Origin of the sequence: Cellulophaga omnivescoria, from assembly GCF_001999725.1 — a bacterium.
In the GTDB taxonomy this organism is placed as follows: Bacteria; Bacteroidota; Bacteroidia; order Flavobacteriales; family Flavobacteriaceae; genus Cellulophaga; species Cellulophaga omnivescoria.
Map to the genome: position 1 here is coordinate 202,884 of NZ_MDDP01000002.1, position 14,457 is coordinate 217,340.

At 28.6% G+C, this 14,457-nt stretch carries 16 protein-coding genes; 9 read left to right on the plus strand and 7 right to left on the minus strand.

Annotation, left to right across the window (positions count from 1 at the left end):
* Window positions 1-4 precede the first annotated feature (4 nt).
* The 3 genes from BFJ87_RS01905 to BFJ87_RS01915 are packed head-to-tail and all read right to left on the minus strand — an operon-like array spanning window position 5 to window position 3,134.
* Window positions 5-1,366 (minus strand): M56 family metallopeptidase, encoded by a 1,362-nt coding sequence (locus BFJ87_RS01905; RefSeq protein ID WP_077399102.1) that lies wholly within the window; start codon window positions 1,364-1,366, stop codon window positions 5-7.
* A 17-nt stretch (window positions 1,367-1,383) separates the two neighbouring features.
* The gene (locus BFJ87_RS01910; protein ID WP_077399105.1) at window positions 1,384-2,763 is read right to left on the minus strand and encodes a M56 family metallopeptidase; all 1,380 of its coding nucleotides are present in this window, start codon (window positions 2,761-2,763) and stop codon (window positions 1,384-1,386) included.
* 2 nt (window positions 2,764-2,765) lie between these two features.
* Window positions 2,766-3,134 carry a BlaI/MecI/CopY family transcriptional regulator gene (locus BFJ87_RS01915; RefSeq protein ID WP_077399109.1) on the minus strand — a complete coding sequence of 123 codons (369 nt, stop codon included), beginning with the start codon at window positions 3,132-3,134 and terminating at the stop codon, window positions 2,766-2,768.
* 165 nt (window positions 3,135-3,299) lie between these two features.
* On the opposite strand from BFJ87_RS01915, the gene BFJ87_RS01920 reads away from it, so the two are divergent.
* From BFJ87_RS01920 to BFJ87_RS01930, 3 genes are read left to right on the plus strand one after another with little or no spacing between them, the layout of a single operon-like run.
* Window positions 3,300-3,818, plus strand: coding sequence for a DUF456 domain-containing protein (locus BFJ87_RS01920; protein ID WP_077399112.1), 519 nt, complete (start codon window positions 3,300-3,302; stop codon window positions 3,816-3,818).
* Window positions 3,819-3,828: 10 nt separating this feature from the next.
* The gene (locus BFJ87_RS01925) at window positions 3,829-4,218 is read left to right on the plus strand and encodes a Zn-dependent exopeptidase M28 (RefSeq protein WP_216352831.1); all 390 of its coding nucleotides are present in this window, start codon (window positions 3,829-3,831) and stop codon (window positions 4,216-4,218) included.
* Entirely contained in the window at window positions 4,160-4,849 is a 690-nt protein-coding gene (locus tag BFJ87_RS01930) for a T9SS type A sorting domain-containing protein (RefSeq protein WP_171974453.1), read from the plus strand. The genes BFJ87_RS01925 and BFJ87_RS01930 overlap by 59 nt, the downstream gene beginning before the upstream one ends.
* A 266-nt stretch (window positions 4,850-5,115) precedes the next feature.
* On the opposite strand, the gene BFJ87_RS01935 is transcribed toward BFJ87_RS01930, so the two are convergent.
* From BFJ87_RS01935 to BFJ87_RS01950, 4 genes are read right to left on the minus strand one after another with little or no spacing between them, the layout of a single operon-like run.
* Complete coding sequence (locus BFJ87_RS01935) at window positions 5,116-5,832, minus strand: tetratricopeptide repeat protein (protein ID WP_077399118.1); 717 nt, start codon at window positions 5,830-5,832, stop codon at window positions 5,116-5,118.
* Window positions 5,825-6,637: a tetratricopeptide repeat protein gene (locus tag BFJ87_RS01940; protein ID WP_077399122.1), complete on the minus strand. Its 813-nt coding sequence runs from the start codon at window positions 6,635-6,637 to the stop codon at window positions 5,825-5,827. The genes BFJ87_RS01935 and BFJ87_RS01940 overlap by 8 nt, the downstream gene beginning before the upstream one ends.
* 2 nt (window positions 6,638-6,639) lie before the next feature.
* Entirely contained in the window at window positions 6,640-7,149 is a 510-nt protein-coding gene (locus BFJ87_RS01945; protein WP_077399125.1) for a hypothetical protein, read from the minus strand.
* Window positions 7,146-8,369 carry an aldo/keto reductase gene (locus BFJ87_RS01950; RefSeq protein ID WP_077399128.1) on the minus strand — a complete coding sequence of 408 codons (1,224 nt, stop codon included), beginning with the start codon at window positions 8,367-8,369 and terminating at the stop codon, window positions 7,146-7,148. The genes BFJ87_RS01945 and BFJ87_RS01950 overlap by 4 nt, the downstream gene beginning before the upstream one ends.
* A gap of 48 nt (window positions 8,370-8,417) precedes the next feature.
* On the opposite strand from BFJ87_RS01950, the gene BFJ87_RS01955 reads away from it, so the two are divergent.
* The 6 genes from BFJ87_RS01955 to BFJ87_RS17155 all read left to right on the plus strand — a co-directional run bounded on the left by BFJ87_RS01955 (window position 8,418) and on the right by BFJ87_RS17155 (window position 14,433).
* On the plus strand, window positions 8,418-8,597 hold the full coding sequence (locus BFJ87_RS01955) for a hypothetical protein (RefSeq protein WP_077399131.1): 180 nt from the start codon (window positions 8,418-8,420) through the stop codon (window positions 8,595-8,597).
* 138 nt (window positions 8,598-8,735) lie between these two features.
* Window positions 8,736-10,874, plus strand: a complete 2,139-nt coding sequence (locus BFJ87_RS01960; protein WP_245799572.1) for a peptidase domain-containing ABC transporter — start codon at window positions 8,736-8,738, stop codon at window positions 10,872-10,874.
* Window positions 10,875-12,164 (plus strand): HlyD family secretion protein, encoded by a 1,290-nt coding sequence (locus tag BFJ87_RS01965; RefSeq protein ID WP_077399134.1) that lies wholly within the window; start codon window positions 10,875-10,877, stop codon window positions 12,162-12,164.
* Window positions 12,165-12,166: 2 nt separating this feature from the next.
* Entirely contained in the window at window positions 12,167-13,321 is a 1,155-nt protein-coding gene (locus BFJ87_RS01970; RefSeq protein WP_077399136.1) for a hypothetical protein, read from the plus strand.
* A 59-nt stretch (window positions 13,322-13,380) separates the two neighbouring features.
* Window positions 13,381-13,572, plus strand: coding sequence for a hypothetical protein (locus BFJ87_RS01975; RefSeq protein ID WP_077399139.1), 192 nt, complete (start codon window positions 13,381-13,383; stop codon window positions 13,570-13,572).
* Between the two features lie 438 nt (window positions 13,573-14,010).
* Window positions 14,011-14,433 (plus strand): CPBP family intramembrane glutamic endopeptidase, encoded by a 423-nt coding sequence (locus BFJ87_RS17155; RefSeq protein WP_077399142.1) that lies wholly within the window; start codon window positions 14,011-14,013, stop codon window positions 14,431-14,433.
* Window positions 14,434-14,457: the final 24 nt, after the last annotated feature.

A 14,457-nucleotide genomic window follows, 5' to 3' on the forward strand; every position in this document is an offset into this window, starting at 1 on the left:
TTTATTACTGTAGTTTAAATGTAATTGGAACAACAAATGGAACTTTAACTGGCTTACCGTCTTTTATACCAGGATTCATTTTAGGTAATTTACTAATAATTCTTACTGCCTCTGCTTTTAGAGACTCATCATCTCCAAAGGCTTCCAAATTTGTAATAGAACCATTTTCCTGTATTACAAACCCTACGTTTATTTTTCCTTGAACACTTCTTTTTTGTGCATCTTCTGGATACATAAAATACCTTCTTATGTGTTTATTTATAGCTTTATCAAAACTTTGTTTTCCATTTTCAGCATTTTCGTCTCCTGGAAAAGTAGGACTCACTTCTAAAGCCGAAAAAGCCACCAAATCCTTAGAGCTATATTTGCTATAATCAAACTTATCTTTTGAATCCTCTATAATCTCTTGTTCAGAAATTAAAGCTAATTTGTCAGGATCTGCAAGAGCAACTATTGTTGTTTCTTTTAATTCTTCAACTTTTACACTACTTTTTGCCTCTACAGCATCTATTTCAGCATTGTTTTCTGTTTCGCATGATGTGTAAAATAACATACCTGCAACTAATGGCACCAATGCTAAATATTTTAGCTTTAAAACTTTACCCGATTTTGATTTTTGTAACATAACTATTCGTTTTTTAATTAATGATGATTTATAAAAATGGTTGATGAATGAGATATTTTTTGTCTCAAAAATTTGAGATAATAATAACGCGTATTGTTCTTTTTTACTCGTTTTTTTAACATTAGAGTCGGCTATAAACTCGTGTACTTCTGCTATTCTGTTTTGATAAATATATACTAGTGGATTAAACCAAAGGGTAATGCGCATTACCTCAAAAAATAATAAATCTAGTGTGTGTTTTTGTTTCACATGCACTAACTCGTGCTCTAAAATGCCTTCTTCGTTTTCTTTTGTAACCGCATCGCCCATAAAAACAGTATTGTAAAATGAAAATGCATTATTACTTTCAGGTATTGTAACCTTTATATAGTCTGCAAATTTTTGCTTCTCTCCTAGTTTATTCAGTTTTAGTATCTGATAAATTTTATAAACAAACAAAGCAAACGCTAGTACTACGCCAATTACAAACACTACTCTAAGCCAAGGAAAACTGCTCTCTGCTGCAGTCTGCGGTGAATTTGCTGTTAATACAATTTCATCTAAAACAATGGCTGCATATTGCTGTGATACTATAGTTTTAAATACTGGCAACTTTACAAAAGGTAAAAATAACGACACTAAAAACGTGCCTATTAAATACACTCTGTTGCTCTGAAAAAAGGTTTCTTTCTTTAAAAACAAATCATAAATTGCCAAAAACAACAACTGAAATGTTACCACTAAAACTATATACTGTATCATCCTTATTTAAATTTTTATTACTTTAATCTAAAGGTAATTGGTAATGAAAAAGGAACTTTAACTGCCTTACCATTTTCCATTCCTGGATAAAACTTAGGTAGTCTGCTAATAATACGTGCAGCCTCATTTACCAAAAGTTTATCTGGACCACGCATTTGCAAGTTTTTTACAGAGCCATCCTCTTCTATAATAAACCTAATACTTACCCTACCTTGTATGCCTTTTTCTTGAGCTTCATCTGGGTATCTAAAGTTTTTTCTAATGTGCTTATTTAACAACTCATTAAAATTTTCTCTAGGATTTTCTGCATTTTCATTACCAGGAAAAGCTGGTGGTGTACCTATTGTTGAAAATGCCACTAAATCACCTTCTTCGTCATCAAAAACACTAGAATTATCAGCTTCTTCATCGCTTGAATACTTAATAAGCTTAACATCAGAATTTGTTTGTATTGTACTTGGGTCTGCAGCATAACCTACAATAACAACCTCATCTAATGCCTCTACCTCATCAACACTACTTTTTGCTTCTACTGCATCAATTTTAGCGTCGTTTTCTGTTTCGCACGATGTGTAAAATAACATACCAGAAACTAATGGTACCAATGCTAAATATTTTAGCTTTAAAACTTTACCAGATTTTGATTTTTGTAACATAACTATTCGTTTTTTAATTAATGATGATTTATAAAAATGGTTGATGAATGAGATATTTTTTGTCTCAAAAATTTGAGATAATAATAACTCGTATTGTTCTTTTTTACTCGTTTTTTTAACATTAGAATCGGCTATAAACTCGTGTACTTCTGCTATTCTGTTTTGATAAATATATACTAGTGGATTAAACCAAAGGGCAATGCGCATTACCTCAAAAAATAATAAATCTAAAGTATGTTTTTGCTTCACATGTACTAACTCGTGCTCTAAAATGCCTTCTTCGTTTTCTTTTGTAACCGCATCGCCCATAAAAACAGTATTGTAAAATGAAAATGCATTATTACTTTTAGGAATTGTAACTTTTATATAGTCTGCAAATTTTTGCTTTTCTCCCGCTTGCTTCAATTTTACAATCTTATAAATTTTATAAACAAACAAAGCAAACGCTACTACTACGCCAATTACAAACACTACTCTAAGCCAAGGAAAACTACCCTCTGCTGCTGCCTGTGGTGAATTTGCTGTTAATACAATTTCATCTAAAACAATGGCTGCATATTGCTGTGATACTATAGTTTTAAATACTGGCAACTTTACAAAAGGTAAAAATAACGACACTAAAAACGTGCCTATTAAATACACTCTGTTGCTCTGAAAAAAGGTTTCTTTCTTTAAAAACAAATCATAAATTGCCAAAAACAACAACTGAAATGTGATTACTAAAACTATATACTGTATCATAACTATTCTTTTTTATCGTCTTCTTTAATATCTTTTAAAATAGATTCCAATTCAGATAAACTCATATCATTTTTCTTCATAAAAAACGATACCATACTTTTAAATGAACCTTGAAAATAACCCTCCATTAATTTGTTAATAGACTGGTTGCTATAATCTGCCTTTTTTATCAACGGAAAATACAAATAACCTCTTCCCAACTTTTCGTGACCTACAAACCCCTTATTTTCTAAAATGCGTACAATAGTAGATACTGTATTGTATGCTGGCTTTGGTGTTGGCAACTTCTCTATTACATCTGCTACGCTCGTTTTCTCTAACTCCCATAACACCTGCATAATCTCTTCTTCCGCCTTAGTTAACTGCTTCATTCTCTTTTATTTTATGTATATTCTAGAATATTGTGAATATAAATTTAGTACTATTTATCTTATATTCTCATGCTAATATAACTAATATTTTAGTTTAAACTAATATTTTAGGTGAAAAATTTGTAACAAATTGTTGTTATCTTCGTCAAACAAGTAAATTAAAGAATGGATATAGCGCTTTTAGTAATTGGTTTTATTCTAATGTTAACAGGTATAATTGGTAGTTTTTTACCTGTTTTACCAGGTCCTCCAATTAGTTGGTTGGGCTTGCTTGTGCTTTATTTAACCAAAGCCATACCAAACGACTGGCTTTTTCTTGGCATAACCTTAGCTGTAGCACTAATAGTTTTTGCCTTAGATTATATTATCCCTGCAATAGGAACTAAAAAATTTGGAGGTACAAAAGCAGGTATGATAGGAACAACTGTTGGTTTACTTGTTGCTATATTTTTTCCTGTACTTGGTATATTTGGTATTGTAGTTTGGCCTTTTGTGGGTGCTTTGGTTGGCGAATTATTAAACAAAGCAGACCAAAAAACAGCATTTAAAGCTGCTTTTGGTTCTTTTATTGGCTTTTTAACTGGTACTTTTTTAAAATTTATGGTTGCTATAGTATATATAGGACTGTTTATTTCTAAAGTATGGGAATACAGTGAAGAGTTGTTTCCGTTTTTTTATAGTTAAAATTATACGTATGAAAAAAATACTATCAACGCTTATACTACTTACCTCTTTAATTTCTTGCGCACAAACAAGGAACGGCACCCAAACTGCATCTAATATAGATACAGTACGTATTAAAAAAGACTTGCTAAGAATTACAAAAACACAAAATAGCAGGAATTATAAAAACATAAAAACTCTTAACTCAATTGCTAGCTACATTAAAGTTGAACTTGCTAAGGTGTGCGACACTACCGCTTACCAAGAATATAAAGCTAAGAATGAAACTTATAAAAATGTTCTTGCCTCTATTGGTACTGAACATAAAGAACGGTTAATTATTGGTGCCCATTACGATGCTTATGGCGATCAAGAAGGTGCTGATGATAACCATGGGAGGTGTTACTATACCCGAAAGTAGTACATCAAATACAGGAGCATATACAGGATTTCATACTGTTGTTTTTAATTCTGATGAGTCGGGAACTACAGACCTTATACAAATTAACGATACACAAATAGCATTTGAATCTCTTTGTCAAAACTGTAAATTAGACCTTAATAATAATACGCAACTCATAAGCGGAGAATATAACGATACGTGTCTTACATTAGCGGCAAGAACTACTCTACCAAACGATTTAGAGACGATTCCTTCAGATTGGTTCTCTAGTATTGGTATTCCAACAGGATATACACTTCAAGCGGCAAATATGGATACTGACCCTTTTGCTCCTGTGGGTTTGAATCGCTTCTTTGTAGTGAAAGCGAGAAAAAATGATACATCAACCAGTACTGATTTTGTCTTTAGAGATTGGCAATCAATGCGTGTATGGGTCACTGAAAACACTCTAACTTTAAGCACAGACGATTTTGAAAAAAATGATGTACCAGTATATCCAAACCCTGTAACTGATTATTTTATGCTTTCAAATGAAAATAATACTATCACTGAAGTAAAATTATATTCTTTAACAGGAAAAGAAATTGAATTGAAATTGGAAAATAATAGAATTGATATGCGAGACTTGAAAGCTGGAATATACTTATAAAAAGTAGATACTGGTTTCGGTTCTTCTAAAGTGAGAATTATTAAAAATTAGTGACTGTTTAGACGCAAATTTTGAAATGAATTTTCTTTATGTTAATATCAATAAATTTCATATTCCTTTTTTATCTTAATATGTCACCCCAAACTCCAAGGGATAGTTAAACTCATAACTCTAATGTTATAGGAATAGAAATGTGGATTAGTTAGAAAAAAATGAAATGAAGCTTTAAATAACATTTACCAAGTTAGGTAAACCAAAGTAATAATTTAAATTAGGGTAGCTATAGCTATTTCAAAATCAAAAAGATATATTTCCATAAAAACCTCATTATAAGGATTTCTATTTTTAAACCCTTGTTTATATAATTTTAATGCTTTATTGAAGTTGTTTTCAGCTTTATTTAGTTCTTCTGTTTTAGAGTAATTGAGCCCCAAATAATAATATGCTTCAGTAAAATTACAGTTTTGATTAATACAGATTTTTAATAATTTAATTGATCTCTCAAAATCTTCTATTCTCAATAAAGTAATAGCTTTACTAAAGTAATGATTTAAATTCCCATTCTCATTTATGGCGATATCTAAACACTTAATAGCTTTATCAAAAGTTTTTAAGCCTAAAAATGAAATCCCTATCAAATAATTTATATTCTGTCCCCAAGCATTATAAGTATTTTCAGATTTAATCTTTTGTAATTCTTTTAAATCGTTGATACAGCCATTATAATCTTTTAATTTAACCAATCTTAACCAACCTCTATATCCTAAGTGCATCCTAGGATTAAGTTCGACCGCCTTATTCAACAACTCAAATCCTTTAGCATAATCACCTCGTTTGTTAAAAGGAACTGATTTTTCAAAATATGCATATGAAAATGTATTGTCAGATTTTATAGATAAGTCAAAATAATGTTGAGATTCTTTTGAGCCTTGAGATAGGTTTCGTCCAATTTTATAATATTTAAGAGCTTCAATTCTATTCATTAAAATATTTAAGTTCTTCTATAATATCTGAAAGATATAATTCATCTTGAACCTCATTATAAATATCTTTAATTTTGTAACCTTTATTAAAAAGTTCTATAGATTTTTTAAAACAAACTTTTGAGCTATCTAAGTCATTAAGTTTTTTAAACGCAATACCTTTATGAAAATATGCTTCTGGAGAATTATTATAATTTTGCTTTAGATAAACATTCAAGTTTTTTATAGCTACCTCATATTTTTCTAACTTATTATAAATAATTCCTTTATATAGAAATACATAAGGATTTACCCAAGAAGAATCTTTTTCTGTTTCTATACTCCTGTCAAATTCATCTAAAGCAATTTTATATTGTTTTAAACCTTTATAAGATAATCCTAAAACATAGTGAATATTATCTCCCCAAGGTGCATCTACAAAATTAGGTGTCAAAGAATCTAAACGCTTTAAGTCATCAATGCTTCCTTGATAATCTTTTACCTTATGGTATTTAAGCCATCCTCGATATCCTAAATGTAGTTTTGGTTTTAATTCTACAGCTTCATTTAATAACTCAAATCCTTTAGCATAATCACCTCGTTTATTGAAAGCTACAGATTTTTCAAAATAAGCATCAGAATAATTAGGATTTTGAAAAATTAAAATATCAAACGTTTTTTGGGATAAATACTGCCCTTGAGTTTGCTCAGCAAAAGAAAAACGTTTCTTTTTTGGAGCGAAGAATAGTAGATAACAAATAAAAAAAGTCCCTAATAAAAATAAAACAGAGAATATAATTTTAATAATGAACAATAATCTTTTCATACCTAGAAAATGTCTTCAATTTTACCTTCAATAATTTTGAAATTAATTTGATAATAACTATCAACAGGAGTGTCATTATTTAATGTTCCAGCTTTCCATTTATTTAATTTCATAACCGCAACTTTTAGTTGGTTAATCAAGTCTTCTTTAGAAGAGGTTTCTAAAAAATGCGAATCTACCTCCTTAAATCGATATCTACCAGCTTGACCATTACAATTTACAATAAATCTAAAAGTAATATAACCAGATTTGTTGCCAAATACTAGGTTTTTATTTTCTAATTCCGTGAAAATTTCTTCTCTAATAGCTTTCCGCTCTCCTTCATAGCTTGTTCCAACTGAATAGTACTGAAAAATTTGCTCTTCATTACAGACAACAAATGAAGAGTCATCAATGCTAGAATCATAAGCTATATCTCCTACGTTATTTTTCATTAAATAATTAATCCAAATAGTTAAGGATAAAAATAGTAAAAAGCTAAAAGCTAAAATAAAGTTAATCGTTTTTTTCACACTAAGCTTAATAAGTTATCAACGTACTTTTTATTTCTCATACCAACTAAGACATGATTTATATCATCTTTTAAATAGCTTTCACAAGCTAAAAGTGAGAGATCTCTTTTATCATTTTTAATTAAAACACCTTTATTTATTAAAGTATTTTTCATTTCTAATGACCGATCAGTAATAGATTTTTTTGAATACAAGATCCAATAATTTAATAATTCATTAAGAATCTTTTTTATTCTTTCTTCTGTAAACTGTAGCTGCTCTATAAAAGGCAATAAATGACTATTTAATGCTTTATTTACTGCTTCAGGATTTGCTATATTTTTTCTGTTATTAATGAAAAATTTAATAGGAACAAAATCTTCTGGATTAGATGTTTCCCCAAATTTATCTAACTGTTTTTTTATTAAAAATAAAAATTCATTAAATAAAACTTCTTCAGTTTCAAAATTAACATTTATAAATTCATCAGAATAATCAGCCAAACGTAAAACTTTACCATTATATGTCGTATTTAATGGTCGATTAGCAAATGTTTTAATCGCTTTTTTTTTACAAAAATCAATTAATGATTCATCTCCATTTTTCTCGTTAGCTTCATTTTCAACTAAATTATATGGAAATTGGGTTAGTTTAAAATTTGGAAAATCATTATCATCATTAATAATTTTTTTCAAATCAATCCCTCTTGTCGGTAATATATTAGAACTAATTCCATAATACCTAATCACCCCTTTATCAACTAATGTTTCCAAAAAAGTACAAGATTCAATTAAATGCTCATATATATGTTTTTGATTATGGTTCTCAACATCAAAATAATGCTCTGGGTTATGAATTAAAAACCCATCTATGTAATCTGTATTTAAACGTTTTAATGAAGCAGTGATTTGTGCTTCTAAAAATGAAGGTTCAATAGAATACAAAAAATTATTATTCACTTTTATTGTTCTTAAAGAATTTAGTATTCTTGAAAATCTATTTATATCATTGCCATTGATATATCCAGCCTTAGTAATAATAAACGTTTTATCCCTTTTAGTCCTCTTTAATAAATCACCAATTAATTTTTCTGAATTCCCAAATTGATAATTTGAAGCGGTGTCTATTAAGTTAACACCACTTTCTATAGCATACTGTAATGCATTAATATGTTCTTGACTTTCATAGGTCATTCTATATGTGCCAATTCCAATTTTAGAAATTTCATTAAAATTTATCATAAAAAAATATTACATTGCGAATGTAATATTTAAAAATTAATTTAATATATGAAAAGATTAGATTTTGAAACATTCAAAGAACAAGCAAATAAAGCACAAGAATTAGACAATTTAACTGGCGGTATTTTAGGTGCTTGTCATTGTACTAGTATGAATTGTGGAGAAAATGGTGGGGATTGGTTGGATCAACTATGGCATGACTATGTAGAAGGAGGGCATAGTTGTTAAATTACATATTTATATAAATTTGATTTAAAGCACCCATGGTGCTTTTTTTAATACTTTTTTTCATTGTTCAAAAAAACTAAAAAATTTCCATTTTATAAACAATATGACAGGACAGATTGTGGCCCTGCATGTTTGCGCATGATTGCAAAGTTTTACGGGAAAACCTACTCACCTGAATATTTAAGGAATGTTTGTCATCTAACTAATGAAGGTGTTTCTGTTGCAGGAATTACTGAAGGAGCAGAAGCCATTGGATTGAAGACCCTACCTGTAAATGTAACATGGGAATCTCTCGAAAAACAAGTGCCACTTCCATGTATTGCCCATTGGCGGCAAAGGCATTTTTTAATCGTTTATAAAGTAGAAAACGATAAAGTTTATGTTGCAGATCCAGACCATGGCTTAATAACTTATTCTAAAACTGATTTTTTAGAAGGGTGGCAAAATACAAGATATTTAAATAACGCTCATGAAGGTTTACTTATTTTGTTAGAATCAACACCTAAATTTCATGATGCAGAACCGATTACAAAAAAGAACAAAGGTTTTAGAACTTTAATTCCATATTTAAAGCCTTATAAAAAGTATGTCACTCAACTTTTTATTGGTTTATTTGTTGGTAGCATAATACAATTAATTTTACCTTTTTTAACACAATCTGTAGTTGATAAAGGTATAAATTATCGAGACCTAAATTTTATTCATATTATATTAACTGCACAGCTAACACTATTTTTATCTCAAGCTGGTGTAAGTATTATACGAAGTTGGTTATTACTAATTATCGGTGCAAGAATAAATATTTCTTTGGCTTCTGATTTTTTAATTAAAATGATGAAGTTGCCGATAAGCTTTTTTGACTCCAAAATTACTGGAGATGTACTGCAAAGAATGCAAGATTCTAGACGAATAGAAACATTTTTAACTTCATCACCAAATACGCTCTTCTCTGTATTTAACATGATTATATTTTTGGGTATTTTGTTGTATTACAATTATATAATATTCTTAATTTTTTTAGGAGGTGCGACACTATACATATTATGGATATTAGTTTTCATGAAAAAAAGAGCACAGTTAGAATACAGACGGTTTGACCAGGCTTCTGGTAACTCAAGTAGTTTAATACAAATAGTGAATGGTATTCAAGAAATTAAAATTAATAATTCTGAAAAAAGAAGACGTTGGGACTGGGAAGAAATACGCATAAAGCTATATAAAATTTCTTTAGAAGGGTTAAAATTGGCGCAATTTCAAGGTATAGGGGCTAGTTCAATTAATGAGTTGAAAAACATTTTTATATCATATGTTGCTGCAATTTCAGTAATTAATGGTGAAATGACCTTAGGAATGATGCTTGCTGTTCAGTATATTATCGGTCAATTAAATGCACCTTTAATTACACTAGTAAATTTCTTTACCCAAGCCCAAGATGCAAAGATTAGCCTTGAACGAATGAATGAAGTTCATTTAGAAGAAAATGAAGATGAAGAGGATCTCTATCAAGATGAATTTAATTCTAGACAAGATATTATATTTGATAATATTTCATTTAGATATGGAGGTAGAAAATCACCTCTTGTTCTTAAAAACATCAACTTAACTATTCCATACAATAAAGTTACCGCAATAGTTGGAGAAAGTGGAAGCGGCAAAACTACGTTATTAAGATTGTTACTCAAACTTTATAATCCAACAGAAGGAAAAATTATGTTGGGTAATTCAAATTTAAATAATATTTCATCCTCTAAATGGAGGGATTTGTGTGGTGTTGTTATGCAAGATGGCTATATATTTACAGACACAGTGGCTAGAAACATTACAGAATCAAGTTCTGAAGGCATTATAGATAAAGCTAAACTTATAAAATCTGTTCAAATTGCAAATATTGAAGATATGATTGAACGTTTACCAGCAGGATACAATACTAGAATTGGACCAGCAGGTTCTAGTGGTACAAGTTTAAGTGGTGGTCAAAGACAACGTGTTTTAATTGCAAGAGCTGTTTATAAATCTCCGGAGTTTTTATTTTTTGATGAGGCAACGAGTGCGTTAGATGCAAATAATGAGAAGACAATAATGAGTAATTTAGATGATTATATAAAACAAAGAACGGCTATTGTTATTGCTCATAGATTAAGTACAGTTAAAAATGCAGACCAAATTATAGTTATAGATAAAGGTGAGATTGTAGAGATTGGTAAACACGAAGACTTAATTAAGAAGCAAGGATATTATTTTAGACTTGTAAAAAACCAATTAGAATTAGGAAAATAAATGAAGAAAATAGATTTTTTGGATGAACGAAGTGATTTTGTAAAAGAAATTTTAGAAACTCCACCTAATAGCATTATTAGTTGGGGAAATACTTTTTTCTTAGCCTTTGTTTTTTTAATTCTTTTATTAAGTTGGTTTATTAAATATCCTGATGTAGTTATATCAGAGGTGGTTATTACAACTAATAATCCACCTATTTATTTGGCAACAAAAACTGAAGGTAAGATAGATTCTATATTAAAATCGAACAAGGAATTTGCAGAAAAAAATGAGTGGTTAGCCATAATAGGAAGCAATGCTAATATTAGACATATAAAAATATTGGATACTATTTTAAAAAATATTAAGGCTCTAAATTATGATTTAGAATCAATGCACGGAATTGATTTTCCAATTTTAGATGTAGGTGAAATCCAATCAAATTATAATAGCTTAGTCAAGGCAGTTTCAAAATTTAAACATCACGAAGAAGATGGAAATTACAATACACAATCTCAACTAAATAATTTAAGAGTTAATCAATACAATAGTCTTATTAATGGAGCAATAAGAGATAAAGAAATATCTGAAAAAGAACTAGAAGTCGCTAAAATAGATTTAGATAGGCATGAAAATTTATTAGATAAAGGGGTTATTGCATTGCAAGAATATGAATCGATAAAATTGAGGTACTTACAAGCAATTAGGTCTGTTCAAGGTAATATATCAAGTATTACTCAAATTAGAGCTCAAAAAGCTTCTTTATTGAGCCAAGGTGGCAATTTAAAACATACCGAAGATGAAAGTCATTTAAATTCTGAATTAGATATTTTGGAAGCTATAAAGTTAACTGAATTGTCTTATGTTGAATGGATTAAAAAACATGTGTTAGTTGGTACGGTTTCTGGTGAAGTTAATTATTTAAACTACTTCACAAATAATCAATATGTAGAATCTTCAGAAAAATTAATATCAATTATACCCAAATACAGCGAACATGATTATTTTGGAATTGCTAAAATGCCGATTATAAACTCAGGTAAAGTTAAGTTAGGGCAAACCGTTAATATTAAATTATTGGGGTTTCCAGAAAATCAGTTTGGAGTGTTACTAGGTTCTGTAACTAATATTTCTGATGTTCCTAATGAAGATTTTTATTTAGTTAAAGTAAATTTATCAGAAGGGTTAAATACAACCTTTAATAAGGAAATTACATTCAAGCAAAAGATAGATGGCAATGCAGAAATTATTACTGAGGATTTACGTTTAATAGAACGTTTTGTTTACACATTAACAAAAGCTTTTAATTAACTATGGATTTTTTCACACAATACCACAATCACCATTTAAAAGTTATAGATACTTTGAAAAAGATTTTGTATCAAAAAGATGGCACTATTTTCGATAAACTAGATTTTTATGATGATACTATTTTTTCGGAGCCGCTATTATTTTCTTGTATTAATAGTAAATACGATGAATGGATTGATGTGCTTATTTTTAGCCTTAGTAAAAATAGGGAAACATTAAACACAACCTATACAACTGCTATAGATGAACAAATAATTTATTTGCCTAATCTGGGATATATTAAACTCAATAAAAAATATCCTAAAAAAGTTCAACTTAAATATATATCAGATTCCATTCATCTCTCAGATGAAGACAACAAACTTCTTGAGTTTAGATTGAAACCATTGACCAAAAACAAAGAAGGTATTGAATTTTTGAAATGTAATCATCCTTTGTTGAAACCTTTATATGTTAATGAACAAGGAAAAATAACAGACATTATAATTAGTGAAGATTTATACATTAAGCATATTGAACATTTTAATAATGCATTAGAAGTTATTAGCCAAGTATACCCAGAATATTACAATCTTGTTAAAACATATATTAAAAAAGTTGTTTTTTATCAAGGGGAAGCCAATTCTTTTGCTACTATTCAGGCGCATGGTATTGCTTTTTTCAATGTAAAAGATGATTATAACGAAGTTTTCTTTTTAGACAATATTATGCATCAATGTGCCCATGTCTTTTTTAATGCATTAACTTTAGATAAAAAAGAGCTATTTAATATGCCTCATACATCCGATTTGTCTTTTTTTACTAAAGAGGAAAGCGATAAAGGATTTGTTTTATATGACCGTTTTCATGGTCTTTTTACACAAACTAATATCAATATTTGTATGGAAAGATGCATTAATGAAAAAATATTTGATGAAGACAAACATTTTGAGTTACTAGGTCGCTTTACAAGTAATATGAATCGATTCTCTGCTGCCATTAACAAGTTTAATCATAAAAAAAAATACAAAAAAGAAGGCTTAGCTTGGTATACATTTTTCAATAAAACCTATGAGGAAATACAAAACAGAAATAAATCTCTGTTGTTTAAATATGATATTTCTAATCAACCTTATGTTTTTAATTATAAAAAATTTAAAGATGTTAATAAATTATAATATATTGCAACCGATTTAAATATCAAAAAATCAAATAGTTTAATTAATTTTTTTAACTTATGAGTAGACTTAATTTAGAAGCTTTCAAAGTCAAAGCTGAAAATCAAAAACAAGAACTGGAAGAATTGTCTGGAGGTATTTTAGGCGCATGTCATTGTACTTATGAAAATACAGCTAACAGTTTTGAAGATAGTATGGGAGTTTGGTCTGATGCTTGGCATTATGCTTGGTGTGATGATGATCATTCATAACAGTAAACTTTAAAAGTTATTAATTACTATATGCTTGGAAGGATGTAGGATGTAGTATATAGCATATAGTAATTTTATAACTGAAAAATCATTCAACTTCTTGAAAAATAATATATCATTTAAAATATCACACATAATCATTTTTTTTACAACCTATTTGATAGCTATAGGTTTATCTTCTTTTTTAATAAACGAATATTTTGGAAAAAATAGTTTTTATTATTTGATATTGAGTTTGCTACCAAATATATTGGTTTTTTTTTGGCAAAAAAGTTCTTCTTTAAAAACACAAAAATTCTTTTTTTAAAAAAAATAAACTTTTTTTTACTCCTTAGCGTGTGTATTATTTCCTTTTCTTACCAAATAGGAATTTCTTATCCCTCTTATCATTTTTTTAATTTTTTGACTTTCTCAGAACTTGGAAGTATACAACGGGAAATGCCAAGTATTTATGTGATATTATCTGCGGTGATTATTGCTCCTTTATTTGAAGAATTAATTTTCAGAGGATTCATTTTTAAATATCTTAAAAAAAAATATTCCTTTTTGCTATCAGCTATTATCTCAAGTGTTTTTTTTTCTGTTATACATTTAAACCCAACTAGAATGCTTAGTGTTTTTGTGTTTGGTATAATCTGTTGTTTTTTATATGATAGAACAAAGAATATTTTTTTTCCTATACTATTTCATATTGTATTTAACATTTCTTCATTAATATTAACTAAATACTTTATTAACTATGGTTCAGAAGAAATTAATACAATATATGGAGAAAACACTCTTTTTTTAACTCTGGTAAATGGAATTATTTTTATCTTGTGTTTGGGATCTTTAACTAAATTAATTAAAGTAAAATTTTAGTACTATAAAATTAAATACACAAGA

What these genes read in the sequence shown, in the direction of transcription:
- BFJ87_RS01970 (WP_077399136.1), top strand. Translation starts at nt 12,167, where the DNA reads ATGGATTTTTTCACACAATACCACAATCACCATTTAAAAGTTATAGAT.
- BFJ87_RS01905 (WP_077399102.1), bottom strand. Translation starts at nt 1,366, where the DNA reads ATGATACAGTATATAGTTTTAGTGGTAACATTTCAGTTGTTGTTTTTG.
- BFJ87_RS01930 (WP_171974453.1), top strand. Translation starts at nt 4,160, where the DNA reads ATGGCGATCAAGAAGGTGCTGATGATAACCATGGGAGGTGTTACTATA.
- BFJ87_RS01935 (WP_077399118.1), bottom strand. Translation starts at nt 5,832, where the DNA reads ATGAATAGAATTGAAGCTCTTAAATATTATAAAATTGGACGAAACCTA.
- BFJ87_RS01925 (WP_216352831.1), top strand. Translation starts at nt 3,829, where the DNA reads ATGAAAAAAATACTATCAACGCTTATACTACTTACCTCTTTAATTTCT.
- BFJ87_RS01910 (WP_077399105.1), bottom strand. Translation starts at nt 2,763, where the DNA reads ATGATACAGTATATAGTTTTAGTAATCACATTTCAGTTGTTGTTTTTG.
- BFJ87_RS01965 (WP_077399134.1), top strand. Translation starts at nt 10,875, where the DNA reads ATGAAGAAAATAGATTTTTTGGATGAACGAAGTGATTTTGTAAAAGAA.
- BFJ87_RS01955 (WP_077399131.1), top strand. Translation starts at nt 8,418, where the DNA reads ATGAAAAGATTAGATTTTGAAACATTCAAAGAACAAGCAAATAAAGCA.
- BFJ87_RS01940 (WP_077399122.1), bottom strand. Translation starts at nt 6,637, where the DNA reads ATGAAAAGATTATTGTTCATTATTAAAATTATATTCTCTGTTTTATTT.
- BFJ87_RS01960 (WP_245799572.1), top strand. Translation starts at nt 8,736, where the DNA reads ATGATTGCAAAGTTTTACGGGAAAACCTACTCACCTGAATATTTAAGG.
- BFJ87_RS01975 (WP_077399139.1), top strand. Translation starts at nt 13,381, where the DNA reads ATGAGTAGACTTAATTTAGAAGCTTTCAAAGTCAAAGCTGAAAATCAA.
- BFJ87_RS01950 (WP_077399128.1), bottom strand. Translation starts at nt 8,369, where the DNA reads ATGATAAATTTTAATGAAATTTCTAAAATTGGAATTGGCACATATAGA.
- BFJ87_RS01915 (WP_077399109.1), bottom strand. Translation starts at nt 3,134, where the DNA reads ATGAAGCAGTTAACTAAGGCGGAAGAAGAGATTATGCAGGTGTTATGG.
- BFJ87_RS01920 (WP_077399112.1), top strand. Translation starts at nt 3,300, where the DNA reads ATGGATATAGCGCTTTTAGTAATTGGTTTTATTCTAATGTTAACAGGT.
- BFJ87_RS17155 (WP_077399142.1), top strand. Translation starts at nt 14,011, where the DNA reads ATGCCAAGTATTTATGTGATATTATCTGCGGTGATTATTGCTCCTTTA.